The sequence below is a fragment of the Crossiella sp. SN42 genome (assembly GCF_023897065.1).
Lineage (GTDB): Bacteria > Actinomycetota > Actinomycetes > Mycobacteriales > Pseudonocardiaceae > Crossiella.
Map to the genome: position 1 here is coordinate 95,213 of NZ_JAMHIV010000035.1, position 14,195 is coordinate 109,407.

The 14,195-nt window shown below is 73.0% G+C and carries 15 protein-coding genes; 9 read left to right on the plus strand and 6 right to left on the minus strand.

The annotated features are described in order from the left end of the window. Positions 1-173 precede the first annotated feature (173 nt). The 4 genes from M8C13_RS34810 (at position 174) to M8C13_RS34825 (ending at position 4,783) form a co-directional block, all read left to right on the plus strand. The gene (locus M8C13_RS34810) at positions 174-1,013 is read left to right on the plus strand and encodes a PfkB family carbohydrate kinase (RefSeq protein ID WP_252485035.1); all 840 of its coding nucleotides are present in this window, start codon (positions 174-176) and stop codon (positions 1,011-1,013) included. Next, positions 1,010-1,969, plus strand: a complete 960-nt coding sequence (locus tag M8C13_RS34815) for a nucleoside hydrolase (RefSeq protein ID WP_252485036.1) — start codon at positions 1,010-1,012, stop codon at positions 1,967-1,969. The genes M8C13_RS34810 and M8C13_RS34815 overlap by 4 nt, the downstream gene beginning before the upstream one ends. Positions 1,970-2,098: 129 nt before the next feature. After that, complete coding sequence (locus M8C13_RS34820; RefSeq protein ID WP_252485037.1) at positions 2,099-3,064, plus strand: hypothetical protein; 966 nt, start codon at positions 2,099-2,101, stop codon at positions 3,062-3,064. A 132-nt stretch (positions 3,065-3,196) separates the two neighbouring features. After that, positions 3,197-4,783, plus strand: a complete 1,587-nt coding sequence (locus M8C13_RS34825) for a ricin-type beta-trefoil lectin domain protein (protein WP_252485038.1) — start codon at positions 3,197-3,199, stop codon at positions 4,781-4,783. 73 nt (positions 4,784-4,856) lie between these two features. On the opposite strand, the gene M8C13_RS34830 is transcribed toward M8C13_RS34825, so the two are convergent. The 6 genes from M8C13_RS34830 to M8C13_RS34855 all read right to left on the minus strand — a co-directional run bounded on the left by M8C13_RS34830 (position 4,857) and on the right by M8C13_RS34855 (position 8,674). Next, positions 4,857-5,045, minus strand: coding sequence for a hypothetical protein (locus M8C13_RS34830; protein ID WP_252485039.1), 189 nt, complete (start codon positions 5,043-5,045; stop codon positions 4,857-4,859). A gap of 140 nt (positions 5,046-5,185) precedes the next feature. Beyond that, positions 5,186-6,136, minus strand: a complete 951-nt coding sequence (locus M8C13_RS34835; protein WP_252485040.1) for a class I SAM-dependent methyltransferase — start codon at positions 6,134-6,136, stop codon at positions 5,186-5,188. Beyond that, positions 6,126-6,905: an enoyl-CoA hydratase/isomerase family protein gene (locus M8C13_RS34840; RefSeq protein ID WP_252485041.1), complete on the minus strand. Its 780-nt coding sequence runs from the start codon at positions 6,903-6,905 to the stop codon at positions 6,126-6,128. The genes M8C13_RS34835 and M8C13_RS34840 overlap by 11 nt, the downstream gene beginning before the upstream one ends. Before the next feature lie 90 nt (positions 6,906-6,995). Beyond that, complete coding sequence (locus M8C13_RS34845) at positions 6,996-7,424, minus strand: cytotoxic translational repressor of toxin-antitoxin stability system (protein ID WP_252485042.1); 429 nt, start codon at positions 7,422-7,424, stop codon at positions 6,996-6,998. After that, the gene (locus M8C13_RS34850) at positions 7,421-7,837 is read right to left on the minus strand and encodes a prevent-host-death protein (protein ID WP_252485043.1); all 417 of its coding nucleotides are present in this window, start codon (positions 7,835-7,837) and stop codon (positions 7,421-7,423) included. Before M8C13_RS34850 ends, M8C13_RS34845 begins: the two co-directional genes overlap by 4 nt. Before the next feature lie 72 nt (positions 7,838-7,909). Next, positions 7,910-8,674, minus strand: coding sequence for an ABC transporter ATP-binding protein (locus M8C13_RS34855; RefSeq protein WP_252485054.1), 765 nt, complete (start codon positions 8,672-8,674; stop codon positions 7,910-7,912). A gap of 172 nt (positions 8,675-8,846) precedes the next feature. Here M8C13_RS34855 and glgX point away from each other — a divergent pair, with 172 nt between their 5' ends. The 5 genes from glgX (at position 8,847) to M8C13_RS34880 (ending at position 14,167) form a co-directional block, all read left to right on the plus strand. Next, positions 8,847-10,988 carry a glycogen debranching protein GlgX gene (glgX, locus tag M8C13_RS34860; protein WP_252485044.1) on the plus strand — a complete coding sequence of 714 codons (2,142 nt, stop codon included), beginning with the start codon at positions 8,847-8,849 and terminating at the stop codon, positions 10,986-10,988. A 248-nt stretch (positions 10,989-11,236) separates the two neighbouring features. Then, on the plus strand, positions 11,237-11,767 hold the full coding sequence (locus M8C13_RS34865) for a cysteine dioxygenase family protein (RefSeq protein WP_252485045.1): 531 nt from the start codon (positions 11,237-11,239) through the stop codon (positions 11,765-11,767). Next, positions 11,767-12,165 carry a rhodanese-like domain-containing protein gene (locus tag M8C13_RS34870; RefSeq protein ID WP_252485046.1) on the plus strand — a complete coding sequence of 133 codons (399 nt, stop codon included), beginning with the start codon at positions 11,767-11,769 and terminating at the stop codon, positions 12,163-12,165. Before M8C13_RS34865 ends, M8C13_RS34870 begins: the two co-directional genes overlap by 1 nt. A 307-nt stretch (positions 12,166-12,472) precedes the next feature. Continuing rightward, entirely contained in the window at positions 12,473-13,618 is a 1,146-nt protein-coding gene (locus tag M8C13_RS34875; protein ID WP_252485047.1) for a hypothetical protein, read from the plus strand. 42 nt (positions 13,619-13,660) lie between these two features. Next, positions 13,661-14,167: a TspO/MBR family protein gene (locus M8C13_RS34880; protein ID WP_252485048.1), complete on the plus strand. Its 507-nt coding sequence runs from the start codon at positions 13,661-13,663 to the stop codon at positions 14,165-14,167. The last annotated feature ends 28 nt before the right edge of the window (positions 14,168-14,195 follow it).

Genomic DNA, 14,195 nt, shown 5'->3' on the forward strand with positions numbered 1-14,195 from the left:
GTGTCTGCCCGGTCGTGCCCGCGATAGCCGCGCCGAGCCGGTCGCTGGCGGCACGGCCGGAACGCCCGAATACTGCCGGGTATGAGGCCGTTCCGGCCGCACCGCCAGCGACCGGCTCGATCACGACTCTCGCAGACACGACCGGACAGACACACCCAGGGCAGGATAGAGCCGTGCCTGTATCCATCACCGTCGTCGGCAGCGTCAATCTCGACCTCATCGCGCGACTGCCCGCCCTGCCCCAGCCCGGCGAGACCCTCACCGCCACCCACTACGCCCAGGCCCCCGGCGGCAAGGGGGCGAACCAGGCGCTGGCCGCCCGCCGCCTCGGCGCGGACGTGCGGCTGGTCGCCGCGGTCGGCACGGACGCGCTGGCCGCCGAGGCGCTGGCGCTGCTGCGCGCGGACGGGGTCGACCTGTCCGAGCTGACCGAGGTGCCCGGGCCGACCGGGCTGGCGCTGATCGAGGTGGACGAGTCCGCGGAGACCACCATCGTGGTGGTGCCCGGCGCGAACGCCCGCCTGGAGGTCAAGCCCGCGCAGCTGGCCGGCTCCGACGGGGTGCTCACCGTGCTGGAGGTGCCGGAGGCGGCCGTGGTGGCCGCGGCCGAGCACGCCACCGGCTTCTTCGCGCTCAACGCCGCGCCGGCCCGCCCGGTGCCGGATGAGGTGCTGCGCCGGGCCGACCTGGTCGTGGTCAACCGCGGCGAGTTCGAGGCGATCGAGAACATCGGGCTGGCCCGCACGGTCGCGATCACCCACGGCGCGGCGGGCGCGGAGCTGCGCCGGGACGGGGTGAAGGTGGCCGAGGCCACGCCGCCGCAGGTCACCGCGGTGGACGGCACCGCGGCCGGGGACGCCTTCACCGCCGCGCTCATGCTCGGCCTGCTGGAGGGCCGCTCCGACACCGAGGCGCTGCGCCGGGCCTGCGCGGTCGGCGCGCTCACCGCCACCCGGCACGGCGCCCAGCCCGCGCTGCCCACCCGCGACGAGGTTGAGGAGGTGCTCGCATGAGCCCCACGCCCCTGATCCTGGACACCGACCCCGGCATCGACGACTCGGTGGCCTTCCTGTTCGCGGTGAACAGCCCCGAGCTGGACCTGCGCGCGGTGACCACCGTCTTCGGCAACGTCGGACCCGAGCTGACCAGCGCGAACGCCCTGCGCCTGCTGACCATGCTGGGCCGCACCGACGTGCCGGTGGGCATCGGCGCGGACCGGCCGCTGGTGTACCCGGCGGCCTACCGCGCGGAGGGCTGGCATGGCATGGACGGCCTCGGCGGGCAGTCCGCGCTGCTGCCCGAGGCCACCGCCGTGCCGGACCCGCGCGGCGCGGTGCAGCTGATGGCCGACACCCTGCGCGCGGCCGAGTCACCGGTGACCATCGTGGCCATCGGCCCGCTGACCAACGTGGCGCTGCTGCTGGCCGCCTACCCGGAGCTCAAGCCCAAGATCGGCCGACTGTCGATCATGGGCGGCGGGCTGGCCAGCGGGAACACCACCCCGGCCGCGGAGTTCAACATCCTCAGCGATCCGGAGGCCGCGCGCCGGGTGCTGGTGGAGGAGGACGTGCCGACCAGCCTGGTCCCGCTGGACCTGTCGCTGCGCTGCGCGGTGGACGGTCCCTGGCTGGCCCAGCTCGCCGCGGCGGGCGGCCCGGCGGAGACGCTGGCCAAGGTGGTCGACCACTACCGGCGGCACTACCTCAGCGTCTACGGCGTGGACGAGGTCGCCCTGCACGACGTGCTCGCCGTGCTGGAGGCGGCCAGGCCGGGCATGCTGCGGCGGACCGCGCTGCCGGTGGAGGTGGACTGCGGCACCGGGCCCGGCCGCGGCGCGACCTTCGGCAACCGGCTGCCGGGTGCCACCGGCCGCCGGATCGACGTGCTGCTGGAGGCGGACGTGGCCGAGGTCAGCCGGTTCGTGCTGGAACGGCTCACCACCCCGCTGGCAGCCGAGTTGTCCCGATAACGAAGGCCGGCGCGCGACCCCGCCTCGCGCGCCGCCTTCGTGCCTCTTCGGCCAGTTCGCCTGGGCGCTACAGGCACACTCTCCCCGCGAACCGGTCGACGCCGTCGTTTCCCGGCCAGCATCATCGGGATGACGGTGAATCAACGAAGACTCGCGGCGGTGCTGGCCACACTGTGCACGGTGCTCGGAATCGGGTTCGTCGGTGTCCCGCCCGCGGTGGCCGCCGCGCAACGGCCGATCTACGCCATCGCGCACCGGGTCAACACGCCGGACGGGGTGCGGGCCGCGATCAAGCACGGGGCCAACGCCATCGAGATCGACATGTGCGCCTGGTGGAACCCGAACGAATGGCGCGCCTGGCACGACTGCTCCTCGGCCGGGAACAACCGGTACGGCCCGAGCGTGGACACCATGTTCGACCTGATCGTGGCCGAGGCGCGGGCCGGCCGGCGGCTGTCCCTGGTCTGGCTGGACATCAAGGACCCCAACTACTGCGGCGAGGCGCCCAACCGCACGTGCAGCGTGGCCGGGCTGCGGGACAAGGCGCAGAAGCTGACCGCGGCAGGCATCCAGGTGCTCTACGGGTTCTACGAGTACCACCCCGGCAGCAACCCGGACGTGGGCGGCCGGGGCTGGCAGAGCCTGCAGGGCAAGCTCGGCAACCTGGAAGGGATCATCACCACCGGCTCCCTGGGCACGGTGCAGGGCGTCTACGCCAAGCACGGGGCCGGCCTGCCCAACGGCCGCCGGGCGATGGACTACGGCGACTCCGACATCCGCAAGGGGTTCGGCAACTGCACCGAGGCCACCTACTACACCTGCACCGAGCTGAAGAAGGCGGCCAGGTACCGCGACTCCGGCGCGCTCGCGGCCACGTTCTCCTGGACCACCGACTACGACGACCCCTGGTACGTGGACAAGCTGCTCGGCGAGGCCGGTGTCAACGGCATCATCGCCGGCTGGGCCAAGCACCGGGTGACCGAGTACAACGACGGCTGGGAGTGCTCCCAGTCCATCGCGGCGGTCCGCAACTGGGTGGCTCAGCACGGCGGCACGCACCGGATGGCCAACCCCGGCGACCGGCTGTTCCGGTAGGCCCGGCGACTCGGCTACGCGCTGACACTTGTCCCGGCAACGGTCAACCGGCCGGGTACATGCGTGGAACCCTCGGGTGACCCGGCGTCCCCGAGGGTTCCGCCGCCGTGCCGGACGTGCGACAAGGATGGGGTGTTCACGACCGCCCGTCGCACCGCCCGCGTCCGTGCCGCCGCCGTTCCTGCTCGACTGCTGAGCCTGTCCCTGCTGCTGACCTGCCTGGCCGGGCTGCTCGCCGTCCCGGCCGTCCCCGCTTCGGCCCGCGTCCGCGCGGTGCAGGAGCTGCCCACGGATCTGGAGAAGATCCGCGCGGGCGAGTCGACCTCGCTGTACGGCAGCCCGGAACTCCGGCCGCTGGAACAGCGCAAGTCGTCGGTGGTCAGCCTCGGGGACAGCCAGGTCTCGGGTGAGGGCGTCGGCAACTACGAACCGGGCACGGACGGTCCGCTGAACTTCTGCCACCGTTCGGTGGACGCCGCGGTGCACCAGGCTCGGTTCGACACCGACCTGCGGTTCAACCTGGCGTGCTCCGGTGCGGAGAGCACGCACCTGGTGTACCGCAGCGGCGCCAAGCAGTTCGACGAGCTCAACCAGGGTGACAGCCTGGCGATCAAGGCCCGCAACAGCAGGGTCAAGCTGATCTGGCTGATGTCCGGGGCCAACGACACCGGCGGGCTGGAGTTCGGGCCGCTGGCCAGGGACTGCGCCAGCCGCAGGCTGCTGCTGGTCGGCAACTGCTGGCCGACCTACACCGACGGCATGCAGCAGCGGGCCAACGGCACCCAGGCCGCGCTGGAGAAGGGCATCGCCAGCGTCCGGCAGACCATGCGGGACGCCGGCTACGGCGACGGCGACTACCAGCTCGTCCTCGGCAGCTACCCGAGTCCGCTGGGCCCCGACGTGGAGGACAACCCGAAGTTCCCCGGCTGGGACCAGGGCGGCTGCCTGCTCTACCTCAAGGACCAGGCCTTCGCCCGGAACAAGGTGCTGCCGCTGGTGGAGCGCGCGATCCGGCAGGCCGCGAAGAACACCGGCGTCCGCTACCTGGACACCAGCCGCCTGCTGCACGGGCACGAGGTGTGCTCGGACACCCCGTGGGCGCGCGGGCTGACCTTCCTGGGCAGCCAGCAGTCCTTCCACCCCAACGAGGCCGGCCACACCGCCTACGGCGACTGCCTGACCGCCTTCTACGCCAACCCGGGCTGGCCGGAGGGCACCTGCGTGGACCCGGCCAGCACCGGCACCGCCACGCTCTACCGCGGCCTGCTGGACTTCCGGCAGCTGCGCAACGCCAAGACCAGCCTGTGCGCCGACGCCGAGGGCTACTCCACCAGGGTCGGCTACAAGCTGCTGGCCTGGAACTGCACCGGCGGCGGCAACCAGGGCTTCTGGCGGGACCCGGCCACCGCGGCGCTGCACATCGAGCTCAACCACGACCGCTGCCTCGGCCCGGCCGGTCCGGCCCTGGCCCCCGGCGCGGCCATCCAGCTGCAGGAGTGCACCGGCGCGGCCAACCAGCGCTGGGCGGTGGTGGAGGGCCTGCTGCGCTCCACCGCCAACCCGGCGGTCTGCCTGGCCCCGGCGAACGAGACCGCGGGCGCGGCGATCCAGCTGGCCAACTGCAACCCGGCCGACCCGGCCCAGGGCTGGAGCTTCGAGCCGCAGACCGGCGGCACCGGCTTCGGCCACGCCGACTGGATCCCGACCAGCGCCTACTGACTCACCCCGCGGCGGCGCGGAACTCTCCCGTCGCCGCGCAGCGGAACTGTGCTCTGGCGGCGGCGCCGAACGCTCACATCGCCGCGCCGCAGAACTGGCAGACGGGCGCGCCGGTGGCGGACTGGCAGTGCCTGCCGTCCGGGCTGACCGGGCACTCCGGGCGGGCCGCCGGTGTGGCGCAGCCCTGGGTCGCGCCGCCGGGCAGGGCCCGCCGGATCCGCGTCAACACCTCGTCAGCCGTCCCGGCCGCCGCCTCCCTCATGCCGACAGGGTGCCCAGCCGGGCCGGGGTTGTCCGTGGATCACCCGGCCCGTGCGCCGAGCGGAGGCTGTGCGTCGGGCGGCGGCCGTCACCCCGCGGTGAGCGGCAACTTGCCACCCCCCGCGAGGCCCTGAACCCGGCCTAAGGCTTGGTGCCGGTGATCAGCACGTTGTAGAAGGCCTCCCGCGGGATGAGCCCGGTGAGCAGCTTCTCGTCCACCCAGGACAGTCGCTGCCAGGTGCGGTAGGCGAACATCGCCCAGTTGAAGCCGAGCTTCTCCCTGGGCACCGCGGCCTCGAAGGTGCGCACCGGCCAGCCGAACAGGGCCGCGGTCAGCTCCTCGGTGCTGGCCTTCACCCCGGTCGCGCCGGCCGCGCGGGCCATCCGCTCCAGCTCGGTCGGGTCGAAGGTGTGCAGGTCCACCACGGCCTCCAGGGCCGCGGCCCTGGAGGACTCGTCCAGCTCGGCCTGCGGACGGCGCCAGGAGTCCAGCACCGGCAGCTTGGTCAGGTTGGTGGTCAGCCACCAGGTCAGGCGGCCGAGACGGCGGGCGTAGAAGTCGCCGACCTTGGTCGGCTCACCGGCGAAGACGAACCGGCCGCCGGGCTTGAGCACCCGCAGCACCTCGGCGAAGGCGGCCTGCACGTCCGGGATGTGGTGCAGCACCGCGTGCCCGACCACCAGGTCGAAGCTCTCGTCCTCGTACGGGATCCGCTCGGCGTCGGCGACCCGGCCGTCCACGTCCAGGTCCAGGTTCTTCGCGTTGCGCAGCGCGACCTCGACCATGCCCGGCGAGAGGTCGGTGACCGAGCCCTTCTTGGCCACCCCGCCCTGCATCAGGTTGAGCAGGAAGAACCCGGTGCCCGAGCCCAGCTCCATGGCGTGCTCGTACGGGCCCGCGTCACCGGCCGCGACCTTGAACCGGCCGACCGCGTAGTCGATGCAGCGCTCGTCGTAGGAGATGGACCACTTCTCGTCGTAGGTGCCCGCCTCCCAGTCGTGGTAGAGCACGTTGGCGAGTTTGGGATCCCGGAAAGCCGCCTCGACCTCTTCGGCCGTGGCGTGCGGGTTGGGGGTGGGGTCAGCGGCCAACGAACTTCGCCTTTCCGGGACCGTTCTCCACGAACGAACGCATGCCGATCTTCTGGTCCTCGGTGGCGAACAGCGCGGAGAACAGGTGGCTCTCCAGCTTCAGCCCGCTGCCGAGGTCGTTGTCCAGCCCGCCGTCGATGGCGGCCTTGGCCGCGGCCAGCGCGGCGGCCGGACCGCTGACGAACTGCCCGGCGTAGCGCAGCGCGGCGGCGTAGACGTCCTCCGGCCCGACCACCTCGTCCACCATGCCGATCCGCAGCGCCTCCTCAGCGCCGACGAACCGGCCGGTGAACACGATGTCCTTGGCCTTGCTCGGCCCGACCAGCCTGGCCAGCCGCTGGGTGCCGCCCGCGCCGGGGATGATGCCGAGCAGGATCTCCGGCTGCCCCAGCTTCGCGTTGTCCCCGGCGATCCGCCGGTCGCAGCACAGCGCCAGCTCGAACCCGCCGCCGAGCGCGTACCCGGTGATCGCGGCCACGGTCGGCTTGGGGATCTCGGCAACCGCGGCGAACGCGGAGCTCAGCGCCCCGGCCCGCGCGGACATCTCCGCGTAGGACATGTCCGCCATCTCCTTGATGTCCGCACCGGCGGCGAAGACCTTCTCGCCGCCGTAGACGATCACCGCGCGCACGTCGTCCCTGGTGGAAGCCTCGGTCGCGGCGGCCCGGATCTCCTCCTGGACCTGCTTGTTCAGCGCGTTCATCGGCGGCCGGTCCAACCGGATGGTGCCCACCCCGCCGTCGACTTCGAGCCTGACGAACTCACCCACGCTGGTGCCCTCCTCGCGCTGACCACAGGCTTACGAGAGGAAGGCTACCGCGCAGTAACCGAACGGCACCGGCGCAGTCGCCCACTGGGATCAGACGCCCTCGGTCCAGAACCGCTGCAACCTGGCGACCGCCTCCGCCTTGCCCAGCTTCGCCACCTCGGCCTCGGCCAGGCCGACCTGCGAGATCAGCAGGTGCACCAGCTCAGCGGGCAACGCCTCCGCAGGCGGCTCGGGCACCCCGCGAGCGGGCTTGACGCCGTCTCGCGCGCACGCCCAGAACACCGGCTCGTCGACGTCGAGCTGGTCGCGGAGGATGTGCCGCCAGATGCTCGGCCCGTAGCAGCTGCGGTCCACCGGGTGCGAGACGCGGGTGCGCAGGATCCGACCGTCGACGAGGTGGAGCTCGTAGGTCACGTGATGGGTTCCGGTCCGGCCGCGCGCGTCCCGCACCTGGCGCCATTCCTCGACCAGGCAGAACTTCTGGTGCGCCTGACGGGTCGGCTGCGGCCAGGAGGTCACCGCGCGGCACCCACCAGCCAGTCGCGCAGCTGCTCGTCGTCGCTCAAGCTGATCAGCTGCACCAGGCCCCAGTTGTCCCGGTGGTTCGGCGCGTTGAGCAGCCGCTCCTGCCAGTCTTCGGCGTACTCCCGCAACGCGCCGATCATCTCGGCGATCGCCTCGTCGAAGGACCCGCCGTCGGCCGCCACCGGCAGTCCGGGGATGAAGACCGACCAGCCGCCCGCCTCCGGCACCACCTGGGCACGCGAGGGCACGATCGAGGCGAGGAAGTGGCGCAGGCGCTCGACGTCGACCACCACGGTCATGGCCGCGTCCCGCCGCACCGTGGCGAGGCGTCCCTGCTCGGCGGCGTCCAACAGGTCCTTCAGGTGCGCGCGAGCCTGGGTGTAGCTGTCGTAGTGCACAGCGGACATGCCTGCCTCCCCGGTCCACACCAGCGTGCCACCGGGAAGCAAGTACGTCAAGTACGCGAAGTACTTACCCCGCTACTTGCGCCAGGCGAAGAAGCGGTCGCCGTCCCGCCGCAGGGTCAGGTTCTGGCCGAAGGCGGCCGAGAGGTTCTGCTCGGTCAGCACGTCGTCCAGCAGGCCCTGCGCCACCACGCCGCCCTCGCGCAGCAGCAGCGCGTGCGTGAAGCCGGGCGGGATCTCCTCCACGTGGTGGGTCACCAGCACCATGGCCGGCGCGTCCGGGTCCATGGCCAGCTCGGAGAGCCGGGCCACCAGGTCCTCCCGGCCGCCCAGGTCCAGGCCGGCGGCAGGCTCGTCGAGCAGCAGCATCTCCGGGTCGGTCATCAGCGCGCGGGCGATCAGCGTGCGCTTGCGCTCGCCCTCGCTGAGGGTGCCGAAGGTCCGGTCGCCCAGGTGCGCGATGCCCATGGCCTTGAGCAGCTCGTCGGCGCGGCGGGTGTCCTGCTGGTCGTAGTCCTCGCGCCAGCGGCCCAGCACCGCGTACCCGGCGCTGACCACCAGGTCCCGCACCAGCTCCTCGCCGGGCACCCGGGCGGCCAGCGCGGCGGAGCAGAAGCCGATCCTGGGCCGTAGCTCGAAGACGTCGGTGCGGCCGATCTTCTCGCCGAGGACGTGCACCGTCCCGTAGGTCGGATGCATCTCCGCGCCGGCCAGGCGCAGCAGGGTGGTCTTGCCGGCCCCGTTCGGGCCGAGCACCACCCAGCGCTCGTCCAGCTCCACTTGCCAGTCAATCCCACGGACCAGCGTGGTGCGCCCTCTTCGGACACCCACGGTGTCCATGCGCACCACCAGATCGGTTACATCGACACCGTTGGCCCCGCTGGCCGGCAGCCCGCCGTGCTCGGTCACGGCCCCCATTCTTGTCATCCCGCTCGCGGGCCCGTCCACCGGGGAGGCAGGCTGTCCCCTCGACGCTCCCGCAACCGGCCCCGGAGGAGGCAAGATCAAGGGCATGACTGCCGACGACGAGACCCAGGTGCTCGCCGGCGCGCCGTTCCCGCTCGGCGCGCATCCGGAACCCGGCGGGGTCCGCTTCGCGGTGGCGTCGGCATCCGCCGAGGCAGTCGAGGTGTGCCTGGTGGACGACGGGCCGGACGGCCGCCTGGTGGAGCGGCGGTTCGAGCTGACCCAGCGGACCTTCGGCGTCTGGCACGGCCTGCTCCCCGGCGTGGCGCCCGGCCAGCGCTACGGCTACCGGGTGCACGGGCCGTACGAGCCCTACCGGGGCGTGCGCTGCAACCCGGCCAAGATCCTGGTCGACCCCTATGCGAGGCGGATCAGCGGCACGGTCACCGATATGGACGCAACGCTGGGCCATCTGGGTGAGGACCCGATGGGCGGGGTCCCGTCCGCGGTGGACTCCCTGGGCAGCGTGCCGCTGTCGGTGGTCACCGCGCCCGGCGGGCCGGCGACCGGGCCGCGGCCGAACGTGCCGTGGGAGGAGACCGTCGTCTACGAGCTGCACGTGCGCGGTTTCACCAAGCGCCACCCCGCGGTGCCCGAGCACCTGCGCGGCACCTACCTCGGCCTGGCCCACCCGGTGGTCGTCGAGCACCTGGTGCGGCTGGGCGTGACCGCGGTGGAACTGCTGCCGGTGCACGCCTTCGCCGACGAGCCCGCGCTGGCCCGCGCCGGGCGGCACAACTACTGGGGCTACTCCACGCTGGGCTTCCTGGCCCCGCACGCGGCCTACGCCAGCGAGCCGGGCCGGGAGGTCGAGGAGTTCCGCGCCATGGTCGCCGCGCTGCACGAGGCCGGCATCGAGGTGCTGCTGGACGTGGTGTTCAACCACACCTGCGAGGGCGGCCTGGACGGCCCGACGCTGAGCTTCCGCGGCCTGGACGCCCCCGCCTACTACCTGCACGGCCCCAATGGCGGTGGCTACGACCTGACCGGCTGCGGCAACACCCTCGACGCGGGCTCGCCCACGGTGGTCCGGCTGGTCACCGACTCGCTGCGCTACTGGGCGGGCGAGCTGGGCGTGGACGGGTTCCGGTTCGACCTGGCCAGCGTGCTGGGACGGCCCGGCGGCGGCGCGTTCGACCGGCACGCGGCGCTGCTCACCGCGATCACCACCGACCCGCTGCTGTGCCAGACCAAGCTGATCGCCGAGCCCTGGGACGCCACCGGCGAGGGCTACAAGGTCGGCGACTTCGGCGTGCAGTGGGCGGAGTGGAACGGCCGGTTCCGGGACACCGTGCGGGACTTCTGGCGGGCCAGCACCGACGTGCGCGACCTGGCCTACCGGCTCACCGGCTCCTCCGACCTCTACGCCGACGATGGCAGGCGGCCGTGGCAGTCGGTGAACTTCGTCACCGCGCACGACGGCTTCACCCTGCGCGACCTGGTCTCCTACAACGACAAGCACAACGAGGCCAACGGCGAGGACAACCGGGACGGGGCCAATGACAACCGGTCCTGGAACCACGGCGTGGAGGGCGAGACCGCCGACGGCGCGGTGCTCGCGCTGCGCGCCCGGCAGGCCCGCAACCTGATGGGCTCGCTGCTGCTGTCCACCGGGGTGCCGATGCTGACCGCGGGCGATGAGCTGTGGCGGACCCAGGGCGGCAACAACAACGCCTACTGCCAGGACAACGAGACCTCCTGGCTGGACTGGACCGGCCCGACCGTGCCCGGCTCACCGGCCTTCGCGATGCTCGCCTTCACCAAGCGGGTGATCGGGCTGCGGCGGGAGTGCCCGGCGCTGCGGCAGGACGAGTTCTTCGAGGGCCGGACCACGCCGGAGGACGAGCCGGACCTGGTGTGGCTGCGCCCGGACGGGCAGGAGATGGCCGAGACGGACTGGTTCGACGGGTCCCGGCACACCCTGGGCATGTGGATCGACGGCGCGGACTGCCGCAGCCACACCCGCTCCGGCGCGCAGGCCGAGGACCACTCCTGGCTGCTGGTGCTGCACGCCGACGCCGCGCCGGTGGAGTTCGTGCTGCCGGGGCCGAGCTACGCGAGCTGCTTCGAGCAGGTGCTGGACACCGGCTCGGCCGACGGCGCGCCCACCCTGCCCGGCCCGCTGGCCCCTGGCACGCCGCTGCCGGTGCCCGGCCGGACGTTGATGTTGCTGCGGGCCACCAGGTGAGACGCCGCTGACAACCGGGTCAGGTTTCTGGCACCATCGAGCCATGATCTGCCCGCCGCTGTGGCGTGACCGCACTGTGGACCTGCTCCGGGTCGCCAGCTGCGTGTGTCCGCTGACGCGGCGCGGCCGCTGAGCCCTCATCCGCGCTCGGCGTCACCCCCTCCACTCGCTGGTTCCCGCGTCCGGGACCAGCGCCGCGCCGCGTCTGGCTCCGCACCCCGAAGCCACCCGCGACCTGGAGCGAACACGTGACCACTTCCCTGTTCCGGCCCGATGTCCACCCCAAGCTGGACCTGCCCTACCTGCACGACCTGCTGCACCCGCGCCGCCCGCTGTGGACCCCGCAGGAGCTGCGCGCGCTGACCAGCACGGTGGCCGGCGAGCTGACCACGCCACTGCTGGAGATCCTGGAGTTCGGCCACGAACAGCGCTGGTGGGCGCGGCTGGCGCTGACCGAGGGCGTGGAGCTGTGGCTGCTGTCCTGGGCCCAGGACCAGGGCACCGCGCCGCACGACCACGGCGGCGCGTCCGGCTCGTTCACCGTGCTGCTGGGCGAGCTGCGCGAGGACTACCGCTACCCGGGCGGCCCGGTCCGCTCGGCCACCAGGGCCACCGGTGACACGGTGGCCTTCGGCCGCGGCCGCGCGCACCAGGTGCGCAACCTGGGCGCGATCGGCGCGGCCAGCGTGCACGCCTACTCGCCGCCGCTGCTGCCGACCACGGAGTACGCCAGCCTGACCGAGTACACCGCGGTGCCCGAACCCCGAAAGGACTCCTGATGACCGCGACCGCCGAGGACCTCCTTGCCGAGGCCCGTGCCGTGCTGGACCGGGTGGAACCGGCCGCCGCCGAGGAGCTGCGCCAGGCAGGCGCGCTGGTGGTGGACATCCGCCCGATCGCCAACCGGGCCGCCGAGGGCGAGATCCCGGGCGCGGTGCCGGTGGAGCGGATCGTGCTGGAGTGGCGGCTGGACCCGCACGGGGAGTTCCGGCTGCCCGGCCTGACCGCGGACCGCCCGGTGATCATCGTGTGCAACGAGGGCTACGCCTCCAGCCTGGCCGCCAGGGACGCCCAGCGGCTGGGCCTGCGCCGGGCCACCGACCTGGTCGGCGGCTTCCGCGGCTGGCAGGCGGCCGGGCTGCCGGTGGTGCCGGGCGGCACGCCCGCGGTGCCGTGAACGCTGTCCAGCGCTTTTCCGCAGGGCCGCGGCGAACCCGCCCGATCGGGCGGCAAACCGGTTGCGGCCCAGGGATATCGGTGACCTGAGTCGGCCCTGACCAGTTCCGGTCCGGCCGGGCCCAGCTCCGGGGCGTGCGCCCGCCTGCCGTCCGGCCGCCCGAAAGGGCAGGTGGGCACGGGACGGCGTTAGCACGCCCACGCGCACCGGCCAGGACCGCCACTGCCCGATCGGGCGGACCTTGCCACCCTCGCATACGTACTGACGCCCGCCGGAACCCACGGGTACCGCGTACCGTCTCGGGAACATGGGCTCCCTGACTCGCCCGATCCGACCCGGACGGATGTTCATCGCCTCCGCGGCCATCGCCGTGGTGGCCGTGGAGCGTGCCCTCGATCCGGCGGTCGCCGGGCTGCTCGGCGCGGTGGTCGGCATGCTGGCCGAGCTCATGGCGCTGCAACTGGGCCTGCTGCTGGGCGCGCTGGCGCTGCGGGTGCGGGTGCACGACGTGGTGGTGGGACTGGGCGCCAGGGTCTACGAGCTGCGCACACCGCGGCGGACCGTGTCGGTGCGGCTGCTGCCGATCATGCTCGGCGTCTCGGTCGGCCCCGGCGCGGCGCCCGCGCGGTGCCGGATGTGGCTGGCCGGCGTGGCCTCCGCGATCGGCGGCGGCGCGGCCGTGCTGGCCCTGACCACCGTGCTGGACACGCCGTTCGGGCGCGGGTTGCTCATCGGCGCGCTGGCCACCGGCGCGCACTGCCTGCTGCCCCGCCGGGACGCGGGCACCACCTCCACCGGCTGGCTGCTGTTCCAGCTGCCGCGGCTGCCCCGGCACCGGGTCGCGGAATGGCAGTCCGCGCCGCTGGTCAACGAGGCCATCGACGCGGTCAACGGCGGCGACCTGGAGACCGCGGAGGCGCTGACCGCCGAATTGTCCAGGGAGCACCCGGGGCGGCGCACCACCACCGCGACCCGGATCGCGCTGCTGGAGGCCCGCGGCCGCTACGCCGAGGCGCTCGCGCTGACCATCGGCCTGGTCTCCGACCCCGCCCAGGAGCCGCGGGACCTGGCTTTCGCGCTGGCCTCACTGGCCGCGCTGACCGCGAACGCGGTGGAGGTCGGCCAGCTGGACGCGGCCACCGGCCTGCCCACCGCCCGCCAGGCCGTGGACGACGCCGAACAGCTCGGCTACCCGGGCTTCAAGCTCACCGGCACCAAGGCCCTGCTGGAGCTGCTGGCGGGCAACGCCGACCGCGCGGCCACCCTGGCCCGCTCCGGCGCCCGCAACAGCGGCGCCACCCTCAGCCGCGCCGACGACCTGGCCACCCTGGCCAGGGCCCTGATGGCCACCGGCGACAACCGGGCCGCCCGGCTGGCCCTGGACGAGGCCGAGACGCTCGCGCCGTGGTGGCCGAGGGTGGCGGGCACCCGGGCGCGACTCAGCGTGTCCTGACCCGGCTTGCCGCCTCCCGCCGGATGCGGTCTGCTGTGGACCATGCCGCCCCGCGCCTCCTGGACCTCCGGACCGCGCAGCGTGGTCGTCCTGATCGGCTTCCTGCTGGCCAGCTACGTGGTCGCGGGCGTGGCGGGCATCTCCGCCAGGGCGGGCGTCGCGGCCTGGTACAACGCCGCGCCCAAGCCCTTCTTCACCCCGCCGAACTGGCTGTTCCCGCCGATCTGGACGCTGATGTACGGCCTGATCGCGCTGGCCGCCTGGCAGCTCTGGCAGCACCGGGACACCCACCCGCTGGAGGTCAGCCGCGGCCTGTGGCAGTGGTGGACCCAGCTGATGTTCAACCTGGCCTGGACCCCGATCTTCTTCGCCATGAAGTGGCTCTGGCCAGCCCTGGCCCTGATCGTGATCCTGGACGTGATGGTCTGGGTGACCCTGTGCAGCGCGGCCAAAGTGAGCAGGGCGGCCACCTGGTTGCTGGTGCCATATTTCGCGTGGCTGTTGTACGCCACGGCACTCAACCTAGGTGTCGCCCTGCTCAGTGTCTGATTGGCGCGCTCCGCGCGCGGGATTTTTT